At 58.1% G+C, this 15,869-nt stretch carries 15 protein-coding genes; 5 read left to right on the forward strand and 10 right to left on the reverse strand.

The features are described from left to right. Positions 1-116 precede the first annotated feature (116 nt). Positions 117-1,004, reverse strand: coding sequence for an AEC family transporter (locus SIC19_RS11080; protein WP_036211478.1), 888 nt, complete (start codon positions 1,002-1,004; stop codon positions 117-119). 205 nt (positions 1,005-1,209) lie between these two features. Here SIC19_RS11080 and SIC19_RS11085 point away from each other — a divergent pair, with 205 nt between their 5' ends. After that, positions 1,210-2,382, forward strand: coding sequence for a MalY/PatB family protein (locus SIC19_RS11085; RefSeq protein WP_127401955.1), 1,173 nt, complete (start codon positions 1,210-1,212; stop codon positions 2,380-2,382). 5 nt (positions 2,383-2,387) lie between these two features. Here the strand turns inward: SIC19_RS11085 and SIC19_RS11090 are convergent, their stop codons facing one another. After that, positions 2,388-2,927, reverse strand: coding sequence for a carbohydrate-binding protein (locus tag SIC19_RS11090; RefSeq protein ID WP_228712269.1), 540 nt, complete (start codon positions 2,925-2,927; stop codon positions 2,388-2,390). A 47-nt stretch (positions 2,928-2,974) separates the two neighbouring features. Then, positions 2,975-3,898 carry a DMT family transporter gene (locus tag SIC19_RS11095; protein ID WP_126811040.1) on the reverse strand — a complete coding sequence of 308 codons (924 nt, stop codon included), beginning with the start codon at positions 3,896-3,898 and terminating at the stop codon, positions 2,975-2,977. 293 nt (positions 3,899-4,191) lie between these two features. On the opposite strand from SIC19_RS11095, the gene SIC19_RS11100 reads away from it, so the two are divergent. Next, on the forward strand, positions 4,192-4,794 hold the full coding sequence (locus tag SIC19_RS11100) for a PEP-CTERM sorting domain-containing protein (RefSeq protein ID WP_185906458.1): 603 nt from the start codon (positions 4,192-4,194) through the stop codon (positions 4,792-4,794). A 68-nt stretch (positions 4,795-4,862) separates the two neighbouring features. Here SIC19_RS11100 and SIC19_RS11105 read toward each other — a convergent pair whose 3' ends face one another. Then, positions 4,863-6,326 carry a succinylglutamate desuccinylase/aspartoacylase family protein gene (locus SIC19_RS11105; RefSeq protein WP_075194674.1) on the reverse strand — a complete coding sequence of 488 codons (1,464 nt, stop codon included), beginning with the start codon at positions 6,324-6,326 and terminating at the stop codon, positions 4,863-4,865. 221 nt (positions 6,327-6,547) lie between these two features. Between SIC19_RS11105 and SIC19_RS11110 the strand changes: the two genes are divergently transcribed. Then, positions 6,548-6,706 (forward strand): YqaE/Pmp3 family membrane protein, encoded by a 159-nt coding sequence (locus tag SIC19_RS11110; RefSeq protein WP_007155136.1) that lies wholly within the window; start codon positions 6,548-6,550, stop codon positions 6,704-6,706. Between the two features lie 42 nt (positions 6,707-6,748). Here the strand turns inward: SIC19_RS11110 and SIC19_RS11115 are convergent, their stop codons facing one another. Then, a complete protein-coding gene (locus SIC19_RS11115) occupies positions 6,749-8,386 on the reverse strand; it encodes an MBL fold metallo-hydrolase (protein ID WP_127402432.1) in 1,638 nt (545 codons plus the stop codon). Positions 8,387-8,668: 282 nt separating this feature from the next. Here SIC19_RS11115 and SIC19_RS11120 point away from each other — a divergent pair, with 282 nt between their 5' ends. After that, a complete protein-coding gene (locus SIC19_RS11120; protein ID WP_036211464.1) occupies positions 8,669-9,097 on the forward strand; it encodes a thioesterase family protein in 429 nt (142 codons plus the stop codon). A gap of 3 nt (positions 9,098-9,100) precedes the next feature. Here the strand turns inward: SIC19_RS11120 and SIC19_RS11125 are convergent, their stop codons facing one another. The 4 genes from SIC19_RS11125 to SIC19_RS11140 all read right to left on the reverse strand — a co-directional run bounded on the left by SIC19_RS11125 (position 9,101) and on the right by SIC19_RS11140 (position 13,584). Continuing rightward, positions 9,101-10,375, reverse strand: coding sequence for an MATE family efflux transporter (locus SIC19_RS11125; protein WP_051947109.1), 1,275 nt, complete (start codon positions 10,373-10,375; stop codon positions 9,101-9,103). A 268-nt stretch (positions 10,376-10,643) separates the two neighbouring features. After that, positions 10,644-11,141: a thiol peroxidase gene (gene tpx / locus SIC19_RS11130; protein ID WP_036211458.1), complete on the reverse strand. Its 498-nt coding sequence runs from the start codon at positions 11,139-11,141 to the stop codon at positions 10,644-10,646. A 102-nt stretch (positions 11,142-11,243) separates the two neighbouring features. Next, complete coding sequence (locus SIC19_RS11135) at positions 11,244-12,449, reverse strand: Bcr/CflA family multidrug efflux MFS transporter (protein ID WP_036211455.1); 1,206 nt, start codon at positions 12,447-12,449, stop codon at positions 11,244-11,246. Positions 12,450-12,672: 223 nt separating this feature from the next. Continuing rightward, complete coding sequence (locus SIC19_RS11140) at positions 12,673-13,584, reverse strand: LysR family transcriptional regulator (RefSeq protein WP_036211452.1); 912 nt, start codon at positions 13,582-13,584, stop codon at positions 12,673-12,675. 139 nt (positions 13,585-13,723) lie between these two features. On the opposite strand from SIC19_RS11140, the gene SIC19_RS11145 reads away from it, so the two are divergent. Next, the gene (locus SIC19_RS11145) at positions 13,724-14,395 is read left to right on the forward strand and encodes a haloacid dehalogenase type II (RefSeq protein ID WP_127401953.1); all 672 of its coding nucleotides are present in this window, start codon (positions 13,724-13,726) and stop codon (positions 14,393-14,395) included. A gap of 167 nt (positions 14,396-14,562) precedes the next feature. Here the strand turns inward: SIC19_RS11145 and SIC19_RS11150 are convergent, their stop codons facing one another. After that, positions 14,563-15,714, reverse strand: a complete 1,152-nt coding sequence (locus SIC19_RS11150; RefSeq protein ID WP_127401952.1) for an alpha/beta fold hydrolase — start codon at positions 15,712-15,714, stop codon at positions 14,563-14,565. Positions 15,715-15,869: the final 155 nt, after the last annotated feature.

Genomic DNA, 15,869 nt, shown 5'->3' on the forward strand with positions numbered 1-15,869 from the left:
AAATTCAACCTGAATCGTTCTTACCTTCGGCCAAAGCCAGAGAGGTTGCAAGCGCTTGCGTTAGTGATCTTGACGCACCGGCGAGGATTCCGACATTGATCGTTATCTGAAGCGGTTCATACATAGCCGGCTGTAAAGACCAGGCCCAGCACAATCGGCATCACCACAAGGCTTCCGAGGTTACTCATAAGCACCAGTGAGGCTACTTTATGAGGTTCCTGTTGATACTGCTCCGCCAGCATGTAGTTCAACACAGCAGAGGGCATGGCGGCGAAGACCCACAAAGCAGCTATCTGCAGGCCCGGCAGATCCAGAATCGCTATCATTGGCCAGGCAAGAATCAACCCGGATGCAGGCGCGGAAATAGCGCCCAGAACCCCGAGTTTCCAGTCGCTGAAATCCACATCCAGCATGCGAACACCAAGCGTAAAGAGCATGAGCGGGATACACACTCCGCCTAGCATGTTCAGGGTTTCCAACAGCCATTGTGGCATGGGTACGCCACCGAAGTTGACGGTAAGGCCGGCGATGCTTGCCGCAATAACGGGTATGCGAAGCCGTCTGATGATCGACGTGTGCGGGTCCAGCATGTAGATGCCCACCGTAAAGTGCAGCAGCATTTCCACGACAAATAGGACAACGGCCGCGGGCAGAGCTGCCTCGCCGAACGCAAATACCAGTACGGGAATGCCCATGTTGCCGGAATTGTTGAACATCATCGGCGGCAGGAAGGTTTTAAGGTTCAGGTTCAGAATTCTGGCCAGCGGATAGAGCACGATGCCGGAACCCAGAACGACCACCGTTGCCGCCAGAGCCAGGCTGGTGTAATCCTGCAGCGGAGCCTGTTGATCAGCCAGAACCGCGAACACCAGCATGGGGACGAACAGCTCCATATTGAGGGTGTTCAAGCCTTTGATGTCTGGAGTGCGATATCGGCCGTAAAGGGCACCACAACCGGCGATCAGAAAGACCGGCAACATCGTGGACAGGATCTGGGCAAGCATTCAGGGGCTCCGAGGGTCGATCAGGGTAAGCAAATAACTCGTTAGGTTCGCAATTATACCGGGTTCCAGGCAAGTAAAACCTGTGCCCTTGCGACCAAAGATAACCCCTTCTATAAGCTGGGGAAGCAGCGCCCAACTTGCACGGATTGTAACGACTGCCACAGAATAACCTTGCCTAACTCACCATCCTAGCGGAGAGCCACTTGTGCCTGAGACCTTTGACCAGCCTGTTGAGCGGGAAAACACCTGTTCCGTAAAATTTGATGCCCGCAAAGCGGTATTCGGCAAAGATGACGTTATCCCCCTGTGGGTGGCGGATATGGACTTTCCAGCGCCGGAAGCGGTGACCAGGGCTCTGGAAGAACGGGCAAGGCACCCGGTATACGGTTATACACTGTTTCCGGAGAGCCTGTACCAGTCGGTGATTGACTGGTTTGAACATCGGCATGGCTGGGTCATTGAGCGGGAATGGTTAATGATGGCTCCGGGGGTGGTGCCTTCGCTGCACGCAGCGGCACTGGCGTTTGCCGGCGAAGGTGAAGGGGTGATTATACAGCCTCCGGTTTACCCGCCTTTCTTCAGTGCCATTCGGAAAACCGGTCGTGCGGTGATTGAAAACCCGCTGGAACAGGTGGATGGCCGTTATCAGATGAATCTCGAACACCTTGAGGCCTGTGCAGCGCGGGGCGACGCCAGAGTGTTGCTGCTGTGCTCGCCCCATAACCCGGTGGGAAGGGTGTGGAGCGAAAGCGAGCTCAGGGAGGTATTGGCCATTGCCAGGCGCCACAACCTGGTGGTGCTGTCGGATGAGATTCATTGCGACCTCACCTATCCGGACAAGCCTGCCCATCATGTACTGGCGAAACTGGCCGATGAGGAACAGGCCCTGATTACCACCGTAGCGCCCAGTAAATCCTTCAATATGCCCGGTCTGGGCTTGTCGGCGCTGGTGGTGAAGAATCCAGAGCATCGGAAGTTATTGAAAGACGTGTTCGACACCATGCACATGAACCAGTGCAATCCCTTCAGTATCGCCGGCTTCGAGGCCGGGTATCGCCAGGGTGGCCCGTGGCTGGACGAACTCATGATCTACCTGCAAGGCAATCGTGACAGGGTGATGGACTACATCCGCCAACACCTGCCTGACATCCGGGTAACGGAGCCGGAGGGCACCTACTTGTTGTGGCTGGACTGCCGGGGCCTGGGCATGAGCGACGCGGAACTGAAACGGTTCTTTGTGCAGGAAGCGGGTATTGGCATGAACCCGGGCATCACCTTTGGTGAGCCCGGCAGCGGGTTCATGCGTATGAATATTGGTTGCCCGCGCCGGGTTCTGGAGACGGCCCTGGAGCAGATCCGGCAGGCGCTGACTGAATAACCGGGTCAGTTGGCGTTTTCAGCACCGTTACTGCAGGGATCGTCTACCGGCTGCCAGTGAGGCGGCTGGCTCATGCCTGGCATCTGGCCGTTGCTGGGGCGGATGGCGCGGTAAGTCTGCCCTTCATGGATGGCCATCTGGCCCACGGTATAGCTGCCGCCAAAGCTCCATCGCCCGGGTTCTTTGCAGGCCTGTGGGCGCTCGTTGGGCGTTTTTACGGGCGTTTCGCCGGCGTCGGCCGGTGCCTGAGGTTGGTGGTTCACCCCACCTTCCGATTGGCGCTCAGCGACGTTGCTGTCATCACGACCGACGCCGCAATCAGGCACAGACGCCAGTCTTTCCCATTCGAAATCCGCACCGGGTGTTTTACCCTCGTGGAGTTCGCGGGACTGGTACCAGTCACCCTGGTGAAAGACCGTCTGTCCCGGTGGGTAATAGCGGCTCGGTATCCAGGTATTTTCCTCAGGATCGCAGGGGGCAGCGACCGCTGGGGTGTTGAAAGCCGCCAGTATCAGTACGCCGGCCCATCTGAAGCGCCTTGTCATGCCATTGACCATGAATGCCTGCCTTGTCGATGTTTGTTGTTGGGTGCTCAACGGTATTTGCGGCGAAGTTCGGTGGTTCGGGTGGCCAGGAACAGTCCGGCCAGAATCAGAAGGCCGCCAATGACATGGAACAGGCCCAGGCGTTCCCCGAGGAAAATGCCCGCCATCACCGACGCAAATACAGGGGTGAGGTACATGAAGATGGCCGCTTTTGCAGGACCAATCCGATGCACCCCATGATTCCAGAACGCGTAAGCCAGAATACCGGGGAAAATTGCAAAATACATCATGGGCAGGGCGGTTGATGCGTTCAGCTCGAATCCACCTGAGAAGAACAGTAGGTCCACCAGGAAAAACGGCAAGATCACCATAGTGCCGCAGGCGATCTGGACGGTCAGAAAGGTCAGTGGGGCCAATGGTACCGCCTGGCGGCGAAGCAGTACTGAGAACAAGCCCCAACTGGATACCGCCAGTACCATGATCAGATCACCGGGTTGCGCCCGCAAACCGGTCAGCACTGAGAGGTCTCCCCGCGCCACAACCGCCAGGATGCCCAGTACCGCCAGCCCGATGCCGAGAGCCTGAATGGGGCGTGTGCGATCTCCCAACAGCAACCAGGCCAGTAACGCCACCATGATGGGTATGGTGGCGTTAATCAGCGCGATGTTGGTGGCCGTGGTGGTCACCGCGGCAAAATAAAGCAGCGAGTTGAACGCCGCCACACTGAACGTGGCGAGTGCCAGTATCGACAGTGCGTGTTCGCGGATGACCCGGCGCTGGCGCCAGACCCCCGGCAGCCCGAAGGGCAGGAGTATCGTCAGGGCTATCACCCAGCGCCAGAACGACATGGACAGGGGAGGAATCTCGCCAACCACACTTTTGGCCACCACGGCGTTGCCCGCCCAGAACAACGGGGTCAGGACCAGGCCGGTGTAGGCCAGCCATAGTGGTTTCGGGGTTTCTGAGGGCACACCGACTCCTGTCAGGGTTTTTGGGTTTCTGATCTGGTTCGGGAGCCCGAAGGATACTACGCCCTGCGAGCTAATGCCTTGTTACCAAAGTGGTAGTGGAGATATTGGTTGATCGTATCCGGCTGGTGACTGTCTGATTGGGTGTCAGGATTTCTTACAAGCCCGCTGCTGGATAAATGCAGGATTAAATATAGATTCTTGTTTTAGATTGGAAATTCAGATGTTGGTATAGCAGGTGCCTGTATGGCGGGGCAGTAAAACGAATGAAATGTGGGATAACCCAGGGAGCAGCTATGCGACATCTTAAACTCACCATTGCACTACTGGTTTCCATGTGCCTGCCGGCCATGGCAAGCGCGGCAATGATCTCTGCCAGCTATCAGGTCAACCTGAATGATTCAGACCCCGGACTGGTTGTTGATTCTGCAGACTATGCAGACAACCCGTTTTCTTTCGATCTGAATGCCGGTGAAAGTACGACCTTTAATCTGTTCAAAATCTGGACGACTGAAGGCACGGTCAACAGCGATGACAAAGTCGCCAAACCGATTTCCGTCGATTTCAACTTCACAGCACCGGAACTGATGAGTGGCTCTGTCAACGGGAACACCTCCGGAGATTCCGTGCTCTTTGGCTTCTACCAGGAAGGTGTGTTGTCCTGGAACGGTTCGCTTGACCTGGTGTTTGGCGCACTGGGCGATGGTCTGCTTCGTGTATCCCTCTTCGACACCACTTTTAACGAAGGCATCTTTGGGCTGGGCAGCTACGGCTCCAAGGTTAAGGCAAAGGTCGAACTGATTTCTGAAGCCAGCGAAGTACCAGAACCAGGTACCCTGGCCATCCTGAGCCTCGGCCTTCTCGGTATGGGGCTGCGTGCCCGCCGCCGTTCAGCCTGAACGGTTGCGTTTAGTATCCTGACAGTTGAACGATAAAATGGGGTCAGAGCTTGCTCTGACCCCATTTTTTATTCTCCCGGCACTTCCGCTTCTGTGCCGACGTGATAGGCCGCAAAACCGGCCATGACCACCTGATCCACCGCCATGCCGATAATTCGGCCGCTGCTGCGGGCGCGGATGGGATGCTGGGCGTTGGTGATGGGATCCGAAACATAACCCAGGATTTCACCTTCAGAAACCTTGGCCCCCAGCTTGGTTTCGCTGAACAGAATGCCGCCGTGTTCGGCCCGTATCCACTCGGAATCGTAATAGACGGGTTCCGGATCTCCCCAGACGAACATCCTTGAAATCATGCCTTCCTTGTCCATCAGGCTGGTCAGGCTGTTCACCCCGGCCTTGATCTGGTGCTCCTGGATCCGAAGTGATTCACCCGCCTCCATGGTGACGGACCGGATACCGGCTTCGACAGCGGCGTGACGAAGCATGCCGGTGGTGCCGGTGCTGTGAACGACTGCCATGCGGTCAAATCCACGGGTGAGTTCCGCCACTTCCGGGTTGTTCATGTCTGCACGCAGTTGGGGCAGGTTGGTGCGCTTTAGAGACCCGGTGTGGATATCCACCAACATGTCGCAATGACGGATTACGTTCTCGAACAGCGAGTGGGCAATGCGGTCCGCCAGGCTGCCATCGGTGCTGCCGGGGAAGTGACGATTGAGGTCACGGCGGTCGGGAAGGTAGCGGCTGCCTTGCTGGAAACCCGGCAGGTTGACGATGGGAATGCCGATCACCCGGCCGGAGAGCTTGTCTGGCTCCAGGTCGTACATGGTGCGGCGGATGATCTCGATGCCGTTGAGTTCATCACCGTGAACGGCCCCGGTCAGGCATAGGTTAGGGCCGGGTTTGGAGCCATTGACCACCAGAACCGGTGTTGGTTGCGACAGGCCGGCAATCTGGATGGCAGGGGACCAGGCCAGGCGAGTCGACGTTCCGGGCAGAACCTCGGCACCGAGCATTTTCAGGCTGGTGGCCTTTTCGGGTTCCGTCACCTCAGCAGACTCTTCCACGCCGTTTTCATCGGTCGCCGTTGCGGGGTCTGCGCCCTGGGCAGTGGGTTTGGGCTGATCCGCCGTTGCGTCGGGCTTCGAAGGTTCGGGCTCCGAAGTCTTCGACTCCGCTGGTTCAGCGGGCTTTGGAGGCGGCGCCACCTCCTTTAAATCAACATTGGGGGCCACTTCTTCCACGGCCGGTTCTGCCGTGGAATCTGGTGTTTTATCCTGTGAGGCGAGCTCCTCATCGGATTTCTGAGTGGTGTCTGCTTTACCGCTATTCTTTTTCGGTTCAGACGAGCGCAAGGGTTCCGAATGCTCGACATCCTCAACACTCTCGTCCTCGGCAAGCTCCGCGACGAGCATCTCCGTGTTATCGGAGTCATCGGACTTGTTTGCGTAGACGGCAGGGATTGCGACCAGGCTGCCAGTCAGGGTAAACATCAGGCCAGCGCGAAACAGATGTGTCAGCCAGCGATACAGCATAATTCCTCTCGAGTCTTCAGCCAGTTTGAGGCTCGTTGTCCGATCTGTGAAAACGGTACAAGGATAGAGACCCCATTGTTTCATGAATACGGCTGTGACAAAGGTTTAATGCCACTTTCATGAACTCATTGTGTAATTCCGCAAAATGACCTATTCAAAGAGGTTACAGGATGCGGATTGCAGTTCTGTATCCGTTATACGTTCGATGGAGGATAAACTGTATGGATCTTTTGCGAGTTCTGGTTGCGATTTTGTTACCGCCGTTGGGCGTCTTTTTACAGGTGGGGATTGGCAAACACTTCTGGATCAACATCCTGTTGACGATTCTCGGTTACATTCCCGGTATCGTGCACGCCGTCTGGATCATCGCGAAAAAATAGGCCGCCCCTGAGCAGGAACCAAGTGTCTGTGAGGGGCGGGCTTCAAATGTCGGGAGTGGTGCGCCAGATGTCGCCTTCTCGCGCAGCCCGGCCATCTGCCTCCAGTTTTAGCAGGTGCGCCAGCGCGGAGCGGGCGGCGACGCCATGGATCGCCGCTGGAACATCGTCATAGGCCTTTGCGGTCAGATCTTTCAGGCTGGCCGGGGCGAGGCTTTTCAGCACCCTGACAACCTTGTGCTCCCGTGCCAGACGATGCGTGATGAGATAATCGATCACCGATTCGGGGCGTGCCATCAGGAAACCGTGGGCAGGCGCTATGTAACGCACGGACTCGGCCAGCAGGTCGTACAGCGACTCCAGGTAGGCCTTCATGTCACCGTCTGGCGGATTAATGACCACGGTGGAGCCCTGCATGATGTGGTCTCCGGAAAACAGCAGCTCTTGTTCCAGGAGCAGATAGCAAAGATGGTTGGAGGCATGCCCCGGGGTGTAAAGGGCTTTCAGGGTGCCAGCCTCGGTGACGATCAGGTCACCATTCACCGGCTCTACATCCGGCGAAAACGTCTGGTCCTGGGCCGGGCCTTCGGGAGCCGGCTGGCCGTAAACGTGACAGCCGGTTCTTGCCTTCAGTGCCACTGTTGCCGGCGAGTGGTCCTGGTGGGTATGAGTGACCACCACTTGATCAATCGCTCCACCAGTGAGTTCCAGAATGCGCTCAATATGCGTTGCGTCGTCCGGGCCGGGGTCCAGTACCGTAAACCGTTTGTGGCCAAGCACATAGGTGTTGGTGCCGGGGCCGGTCATCATTCCCGGGTTTGGCGCTGTCAGGCGAACCACACCGGCCGCCACCTCCACCGGTTCCCCGGGAACAATGTCCGCGTGTGTAGAGCCTGCACCCTCCGGGTCCAGCTTGACCGCTTCGTCATAGGCGGGTGCCCCCGGCTCCAACATCGTGGTCCTGTCTTTCTTGACCGCCGGCCACGGCTTGTTGGGATAGGGCTCCGGCGGATTAGCGTGGACATAGCGCATGAGGGCTTCCGTGGTGTCGAACTCCGCCAGTATCCGCAGCGTCCCAATGGTTGGTAACCCTAGCAGGCGGCGGCCACTGCGATGATCTTCCAGGGCTTCCGCCGGGCTCAGCCAGACGTGGTCAATGGTTTCATTGCCGTCATGACTTGCCCGTTGCCCTTCCGGTGCCACTGCAATGAAGAAGCGGGTATCAAAGCGCCGGGGAGGTCCCGGCGGTGTCACCCAGTGCCCGAGGTAGCCCAGACGGTCCAGGGGAATGGTGAGGTTATAGCGATGGCACAGTTCCGCCAGGGTTAACTCACCTTTAAACAGAGCTTCGCGGTCGCTGTGAATGGGGTGGTCATGAGTCAGCGCAGCACCTTTTTCATCAACGGCTAACAGAATGCCCGCTTCCTCAAAACACTCCCGGACAGCCGCAAGCATGTAGTCGGCGCCACCTTCATCCATGGCCATTGTCTGGCTGATTTCAGTGTCAGCCCGCCCGATTGCGTGGGCCCGCCCATTGTTTTCCTGATCGTCGACAGAACCACCGGGAAAGACAAAATAGCCCGGCATGAATACCGCGTCCCAGGTTCGTTGCAGCAGCAGGATCTTTGGACCTTCAGCAGTGTCTTTGGTCAAAACCAGCGTGGCAGCAGGGCGAATATCCATAGAGTGTCCGTATCTGTTGGTCAGACTGTTGGTGCTGGAAAGAGGTTGGGAGGCTACTGTCAAAACACGCTCAAGCACGTCCATGTGGCGCTTGAGCTCCGCCATCCATGGCTCCGCACAGTTTTGACAGTAGCCTCCCAACCCCTTTCATCGGGCAACGGTGAAGGCTGCCGGTAAAAGTCCAAGATAACGAATGTTCGGTCTGCTGTCTCGGGGTGTCGGCATGGTTACAACCAAGTATCATTGGGTTTACAGAAAATCCCCCCACACAGGAACGCCGACTTGGCTCGCATCAAGCTCTCTTTTCCGGATAACGCCTTTTATTTTGAAACCAAGATGCCGGTTCGGATCACCGATATCAATGGAGCCAACCATCTGGGAAACGATGCGTTAATCTCCATGCTGTCTGAAGCCAGGGCACAATTCCTGGTGAACTATGGTGTCGAGGAAGCCGACAAAAACGGCGTGGGTATTATCGTGACCGACCTGGCAACGATGTACCAATCGGAATCGTTCTTTCCGGAGATGCTCCGCTTTGAAGTGGGGCTGATGGACTTCAACAAATACGGCGGGGATTTCGTATTCCGCGTAACCAAGGCGGAGAGCGGTCAACCCGTGGCCCTGGCCAAGTACGGTTTCGTGTTCTTCAATTACCAGCGCAAATCGGTTGTGCCGATGCCAGAGAGTTTCCGAGCACGCTTCGGCGATTAGTATTTAGTCCTGGAGTGCCAGCTTTCGGATGCCTTGCCGGTAGAACAGGTAGGCCATGACACCTGCCATCAGATTGCCAACCAGCGCACCGCTCATCAGGCCGTTGATACCGCCGAGCTGTGAGCCGAGCCAAAGCAGTGGCAGAAAGCAGAGGAATAACCGCAGGACCGACACCAGCAGCGCCCGCATGGCAAGCCCCAGCGCATTGCACACCGACACCATCAGCATGCAGATGCCCAGGCCGGTATAGCTCAGCGGCACCCGAACCAGATAACTACCCAACACATCGCTGACGGCGCGATCGCTGGTAAACAGCTCTGAGACCACTCCTGACGCTAAAAGCCAGATCAACCCAATGGCCAGTTGCCACACCACCACAAAACGAACCGCCAATCGCACGAGAACGCGAATCCGCGCAAGCTCACCGGCCCCAAGCATGCGGCCAATCATGGGCGGCATCGACATGGTCAGTGCCAGCACCACTACAATGGAGAAGAACTCGAGGCGAGTGCCCAGGCCCCAGGCCGCGACGGCGGCGGAGCCAAAGCCAGCCACCATGGCGGTCGCGAACATGGCCGAGGCTGGCGGCATCAGCTGGCTGACCATGGCCGGCGCCATGATGCCATTCAGTTGTTTCAGTGCCTTGCCGAGGGCCAGCTGGGAAAGGTCGAAGCGTATCCAGCCAGAGCGCAGCAGTTTGGGGTAGATAAACAGGCAACCGATACCGAAGGCGGTCACGGTTGCCAGGGCAGCGCCTTGCAGGCCCCACCCGAAAACGAAGATGTACAACGGGTCCAGGGCGATGTTTGCCACGCTGGTGGCGACCATCATATAGCCAGGGAGTTTGGTATCGCCATGGGAGCGGCACACGCTGTAACCAAAGTAGAGCATGGCGCCGGTCCAGGCGGAGAGCAGCCAGGGTATCCAGTAACTGCGGATCAGCGGCAGCAGGCTCTGTTCGGCACCCAGGCCAGCCATGATTTGGGTCTGCAGCAGCCATAGGGCGATACACAGGATTATCACCAGAGTGGCGCCCACGGTGACGACGAGGCCGCCCAGGCGTTCAGCGCGGAGTTGGTCGCCGGCGCCTAGCGTTCTGGAGATGATGGCGGTGGTGGCGATGCCAAGGCCCACCTGCAGGCCGATGATGAGCTGCTGCATGGGCAGTGTGAAGCCCAGTGCGGCCAGTGGGTCGCGGCCGAGTTGGCCAATGAAGGCACTGTCGACGAGTTGGAAGGTCATCAGTGACAGTACGCCGAAGAGCATGGGCCAGGTCATGGTGAACAACTGGCGCGGCAGGCTGGCTTGTGGGGTGGCGTTCGTCACGTTGGTGGCTTCTGTTCCAGGTGTTTTGCTTGGTGGGCGATTCTAGCAGTTATCGGTTTGTGAGTGGGTGCAAAGGCCGGGGCGCCTTCCCCAGACACGCCGTGAACCCATCCATGGGGGCTCGGCATTGCCATCCCTTGCAATGCACGGTCTGGGGAAGGCGCCCCGGCCTTCGCACATCGATTACGGAGTCGCTTTCAGTAAGTCGGAGTGCTGGGAATCAAAGCGCCGAAAGAGCGGCTTCGTAATTCGGTTCTTCCTTGATCTCACCAACCAGCTCACTGTGCAGAACCCTGTTGTTCTCGTCCAGAACCACCACCGCGCGGGAGGTCAGGCCAGCAAGTGGGCCGTCCTGGATGGCAACACCGTAATCTTCCTGGAAGCTGTAGTTTCGGAAGCTGGAAAGGGTAGTGACATTTTCCAGGCCTTCGGCACCACAGAATCGACCGGCGGCGAAGGGCAGGTCGGCAGAAATGACCAGCACCACCGTGTTGTCCAGGCTGCTGGCTTTTTCATTGAACTTACGGGTGGAGGTGGCGCAGGTCGGGGTGTCTACGCTGGGGACAATATTCAGAACTTTGCGCTTACCAGCCCAGTTGTCGAGGGTGACGTCTTCCAGGCCCTGAGTGGTTAGGGTGAAGTTGGGGGCGGTGTCGCCGGTTTGCGGAAGGGTGCCGCTCACGGTGATTGGATTGCCGCCGAGTGTGACGTTGCTCATTTGGAACTCCCTGATACTGGTCTAATGGATTTGTATTTAACAGCTTACTCTGTGTAGCCCATTTTGGATGTTTTTTCATCCGGGAGTCGAGTTAAGTTGGTTTCAGGCGGGCTCAAATCCGGGAGCCGGATGGCGCTGGACCATTAGCAGGTAGCTGCCGAGGGCCGCAATGGCGCAGGCAGCGATGATGCCTGCCATCACCAGTGACGTGCCGTCGTGGAAGTGGCCCACGAGAGCACCCACAATGGCTGCAACCACCATCTGGGTGAAGCCGAACAGTGCGGAGGCCGAACCGGCCATTTGGGGAAAATTAGCCAGGGCCCCGGCCATGGTCTGGGGCAGGACCATGCCCACACCGACCATAAACAAGGCTTGTGGTAGCACCACTGCCCATACGTTGTAAACCTGCGAGGCTGCCAGTGCGGCCATTAAGCCGCCACCGATAACCGATATCGTCAGGCCTCGCACCAGTATCTGATCTGGCGTAAACGAGCGGCCCAGGCGGATGGCCGTGAGGTTGCCGCCAATATAACCGGCCACGATACAGGCGAAGAACAGACCGAAGTGCTGGGGTTCCACGCCCAGGAAATCAATCAGCACGAACGACGAGCCTGACAGGAACGCAAACAGGCCGGCGAAGGTCAGGGAGTTGGTCAGGGTGTAGCCCAGGAAGCTGATGTCCGAGGCAATTGCCCGGTAGTTCTTCCATAGGCTGCTAACGCGAAGGGATTGCCGGTTTTCCGGGCGCATCGGCTCGGGAATACCCACTGCAACCACCACAGCCATGATGAGCGCGTAGCCACCCAGTGCCAGAAAAATTGACGACCAGCCCAGGCTGACCACCATAAAACCGCCGAGAGTTGGTGCAACAGCGGGTGCCAGGGCCATGATGCTGGCCAGAATAGCCATGATTTTTGCGGCGTCCCGTGGGGAATAGATATCCCGTACGGCTGCCCGGCCCAGCACTGGACCGGCCGAGCCGCCAAGCGCTTGCAGGAAGCGGCACAGGATCAGTGTTTCAATATTGGTCGCAAGAGCACAAACAACGCTGGCGATCGCAAACAGCAGGAATCCGCCAATCATGATGGGCTTACGCCCGAACCGGTCCGCCAGCGGGCCGCAGACCAACTGGGCCAGGGCGAACCCGACCATGTAGATACTCAGCGTAAGCTGTACTTGACCTGTATTGGCCGAGAGCGCCTCTCCCATAGCGGGCAAGGCAGGCAGGTACATATCAATCGCCAGCGGCCCGAGGGCGACAGCGGCTGCCAATAGTATCGTTGTCCATACACTGGTGAGTGCGAGCATCACTGATCCCGGAATCTTTGGAGTACGGCACTGGGTGAGAGCCGGCCTTCTGAAACACGCTGTAAATACATCCCTGTACGCTCGGCTCCGCCATCCATGGCTCCGCACGGTTTCAGAAGGCCGGCTCTCACCCAGCGCTCAATCTGATATGGGGAGTCTACGCTCGTCCTGTCCTGGGATAACGGCCAGCTATTTCATACAATGTATGAACAAATCAGATGAATTAGGTATTGAGGCCATTGATGGTCGCTGCTACGCCGTTGACGTGGTTTCGAATCCAGCGGTGAGCGGGGTCGTTCTGGTTGCGTTTGTGCCACAGCATCAGCAATGTGAATGGCTTGTAGTCGAACGGTAGGGGCGTCCATGCAAACTGCTGCAGTAAGTCCTCACTCATGCGCTTGGGTGCTGTTGCGAGCATGTCAGTGCCTTGCAGGAAGGCTGGCAGGCCGGAAAAATTGGACACGGTTACGGCGGTTCTCCGGGTCAATCCCTGGGCGGCTAACGAACCTTCGAAAGCTGTTTTTTCACCCGTGCCAAACAGGATGGCGATGTGGTCCGCCTTCAGGTAATCCGCCAGGGACTCCGGGGCCTGGCGGATGGCGGGATCGTAGAAAACCACCATCTGATCCGCCATCAGGCCCCGCTGCATGATGTCGGTAGCTTCCGGTGCGTGAGGGGAAATAATCAAGTCACACAAGTCTTTACGCAACATGTCGGCGGTCGGAATGCCCGAGGGGACAACCTGCAAGCGGATGCCAGGCGCTTCTTGTCGGATCACGGACAACAGTCCGGGTAACAGCAGGTCGCGCTGATAGTCGTTGGCGGCGATGGTGAAGGTGAACTCGGCCGTGGCCGGGGCAAACGGCGGCCCGGAAGACAGGGAGTGCAGGTCGTCCAGTATCTGGCGAATGTGTGGGCCGGCCTGGAGAGCATACCGGGTGGGGACAATGCCTCGGCCGGATTTGACGAACAGGGCGTCGCCCAGGGCCTGGCGTAATCGGTCCAGGGTGTGGCTGACAGCCGATTGACTCACGCCCAGTCGTACAGCAGCTCGAGAAACGCTGCCCTCATCCAGCACTGCAATGAAGGTGCTGAGGGAGCGAATGTCGAGGTTAAATGTATCAACAGGGTTCATGAGTAGCAGTGTACCCGAGGCGTGGGAGGTTGCCCATTCCGGAGTACTTTGTTGTTGGTGGTTTGAGTAAGCATTCAAAAAACGATGCCGACTGGTTTACGATGTCGTGACACTGGTTGAACAAATTTAGGAGCACCCGATGAAACCGATCCTGGCCTTCGATGTATACGGAACCCTGGTGGACCCCATGGGAATGGCAGACCTGTTGGCGCCAGACGCAGGCCAGGCGGCGGAGTCCGTGAGTGCCCAGTGGCGGGAAAAACAGTTGGAGTTTTCCTTTCGCAAGGGGCTGATGCGCATGTACGAGGATTTCGGGGCCTGTACCCGGCAGGCGCTAAGGTATGCGATGGCCAGCCATGGGTTGAGCTTAAGTGGAGAGCGGGAAGATGAGTTGATGGGGGCCTATCTGTCCCTGCCTGCGTTTGACGACTCGTTGCCGGCACTGGAATCCCTGCAGGGCGTGTATCGGATGTTTGCCTTTTCCAATGGCACCTATCCGGCGTTGGAGAAGGTGCTGGGGCATAACCATTTGCTGGATCAGTTTGAGGGGTTGGTGTCGGTGGATGACATCAAGAGCTTCAAGCCGGACCCGGCGGTGTATGCCTATGCACGACGGGCAACCGGGGCGATGGATAAGCCTCTGTGCCTGGTGTCCAGCAACGCGTGGGATGTGATTGGTGCCCGGGCGGCGGGGTTGACGACCATCTGGGTGCAGAGGGATGCCGGGAAGGTGTTTGAAGATTGGGGGGTTGAGCCTAATGCGGTGGTTCGGAGTCTTTCTGAGCTACCTGCTACATTGGATAACCTTTAACTTCCGGGGTGGCGCGTCTCGTAGCGTCCCTTCCAAAACACGCCTCAAGACGTCCTGTTCGGCTTGGGCTCCGCCATCCATGGCTCCGCACAGTTTTGGAAGGGACGCTACGAGACGCGCTTCCGACTTATGTGCCGGCGGTCTCCCAGTCGCGCGTTCTGTGTGATTCAGTCCGATCTTTCAGCCAACCACTCCGCCATCTCCAGCCAACTTTCCTTCGGCGCCTTGCTCCCGGCCAGAATGCCCATGTGGCCCCCGGGGGTAACCCGGAAGGTAACGTCCTTCGAGCTGACATGGTCTTCGATGCGTTTCACCGCGCCGGGGGTTGCCAGGGTGTCGGTATCGCCGGCGATGGCAAGTAAGTTGGCGTTTACATTCTCCAGCCGGGCGACGTCTTCGCCGATCTGGATCTGGCCTTTGGAGAGTTCGTTGTCGATCCACAGGCGTACCACGGCATCCTGCACGATGCCGCCGGGGTAGGCGACCATGCGGTCGAGGAAGGCGGAGGTGGTGGCGTGGCTGGCGACGAAGTCGCGGTCGCCCAGGCGGACGATGAGTTCCCAGTAGCCCATCACGCTGCCGATGGGGTTGGTGAGTTTGAAGCCGATGGTGTTGGCCCAGCCCGGAGAGTGGAACCAATGAGGTTTCACGTCATGCAGGCGGAAGCCGGTGCGCTTACGGACGAAATCGGCGACGTCGGACACCCGCTGGTACATCAAACCCATCAGGCCTGACGCGTGGCTGTCGATGGGCGAACCCAGCACGATGGCGTTGCGGATGTGCTGGTCGCGGCTGAGGGCAGAATAGAACAGCGTGAACATGCCGCCCAGGCTCCAGCCGTGCAGCGACAGCTTCTGCTCACCGCTGTGCTCCCGCACCCGGTTCAGGTATGCCGGCAGCAACTCCGCCACGTAGGTGTGCAGGTTGTAGTGACTGTGCTGGCGCGTGGGTACGCCCCAGTCGATCAGGTACACCTCAAACCCCTTGGCCCGCAGGAACCGCACCAGACTGCGTTGGGGAAACAGGTCGTAGATCAGCATGTTCACCGCCAGTGGCGGCACGATCACGATGGGCGTCTTGTGGGGCGTGCGCTCCACATCAATCATCTCGCCGTCCAACTCGATAAAATCCTCGGCCAGCGGTGGGTAGTATCGCAGGCTCACCAGCCCATCGGTGTACAAGGTCTCGAACGGTGTCTGCCCTGCCTGCACCAGGCTGGCGGCCCGGAATACGCGGTCGAAGGCGTTACCGGCGTATAGTGCCGTCTGGCGGGTTATTCCCGAGGCTTTGTTGAAAGCGTAGCTGAGCGGGTCGGGCATAGAGGTTTCCATAAGGTTTATGTCGAGAACAGGTTCGGAATAAGACTAGACTACCTATACAGATCGGAACTATGGCAAGAACGTCCACCACTAATGGCAAACCGGTCACTTCAGGCCACTGCCCAAACCTGCCAACCATTGGTATCATTCAGCCA

It is taken from the genome of Marinobacter sp. MIT930201 (assembly GCF_047122665.1).
In the GTDB taxonomy this organism is placed as follows: Bacteria; Pseudomonadota; Gammaproteobacteria; order Pseudomonadales; family Oleiphilaceae; genus Marinobacter; species Marinobacter salarius.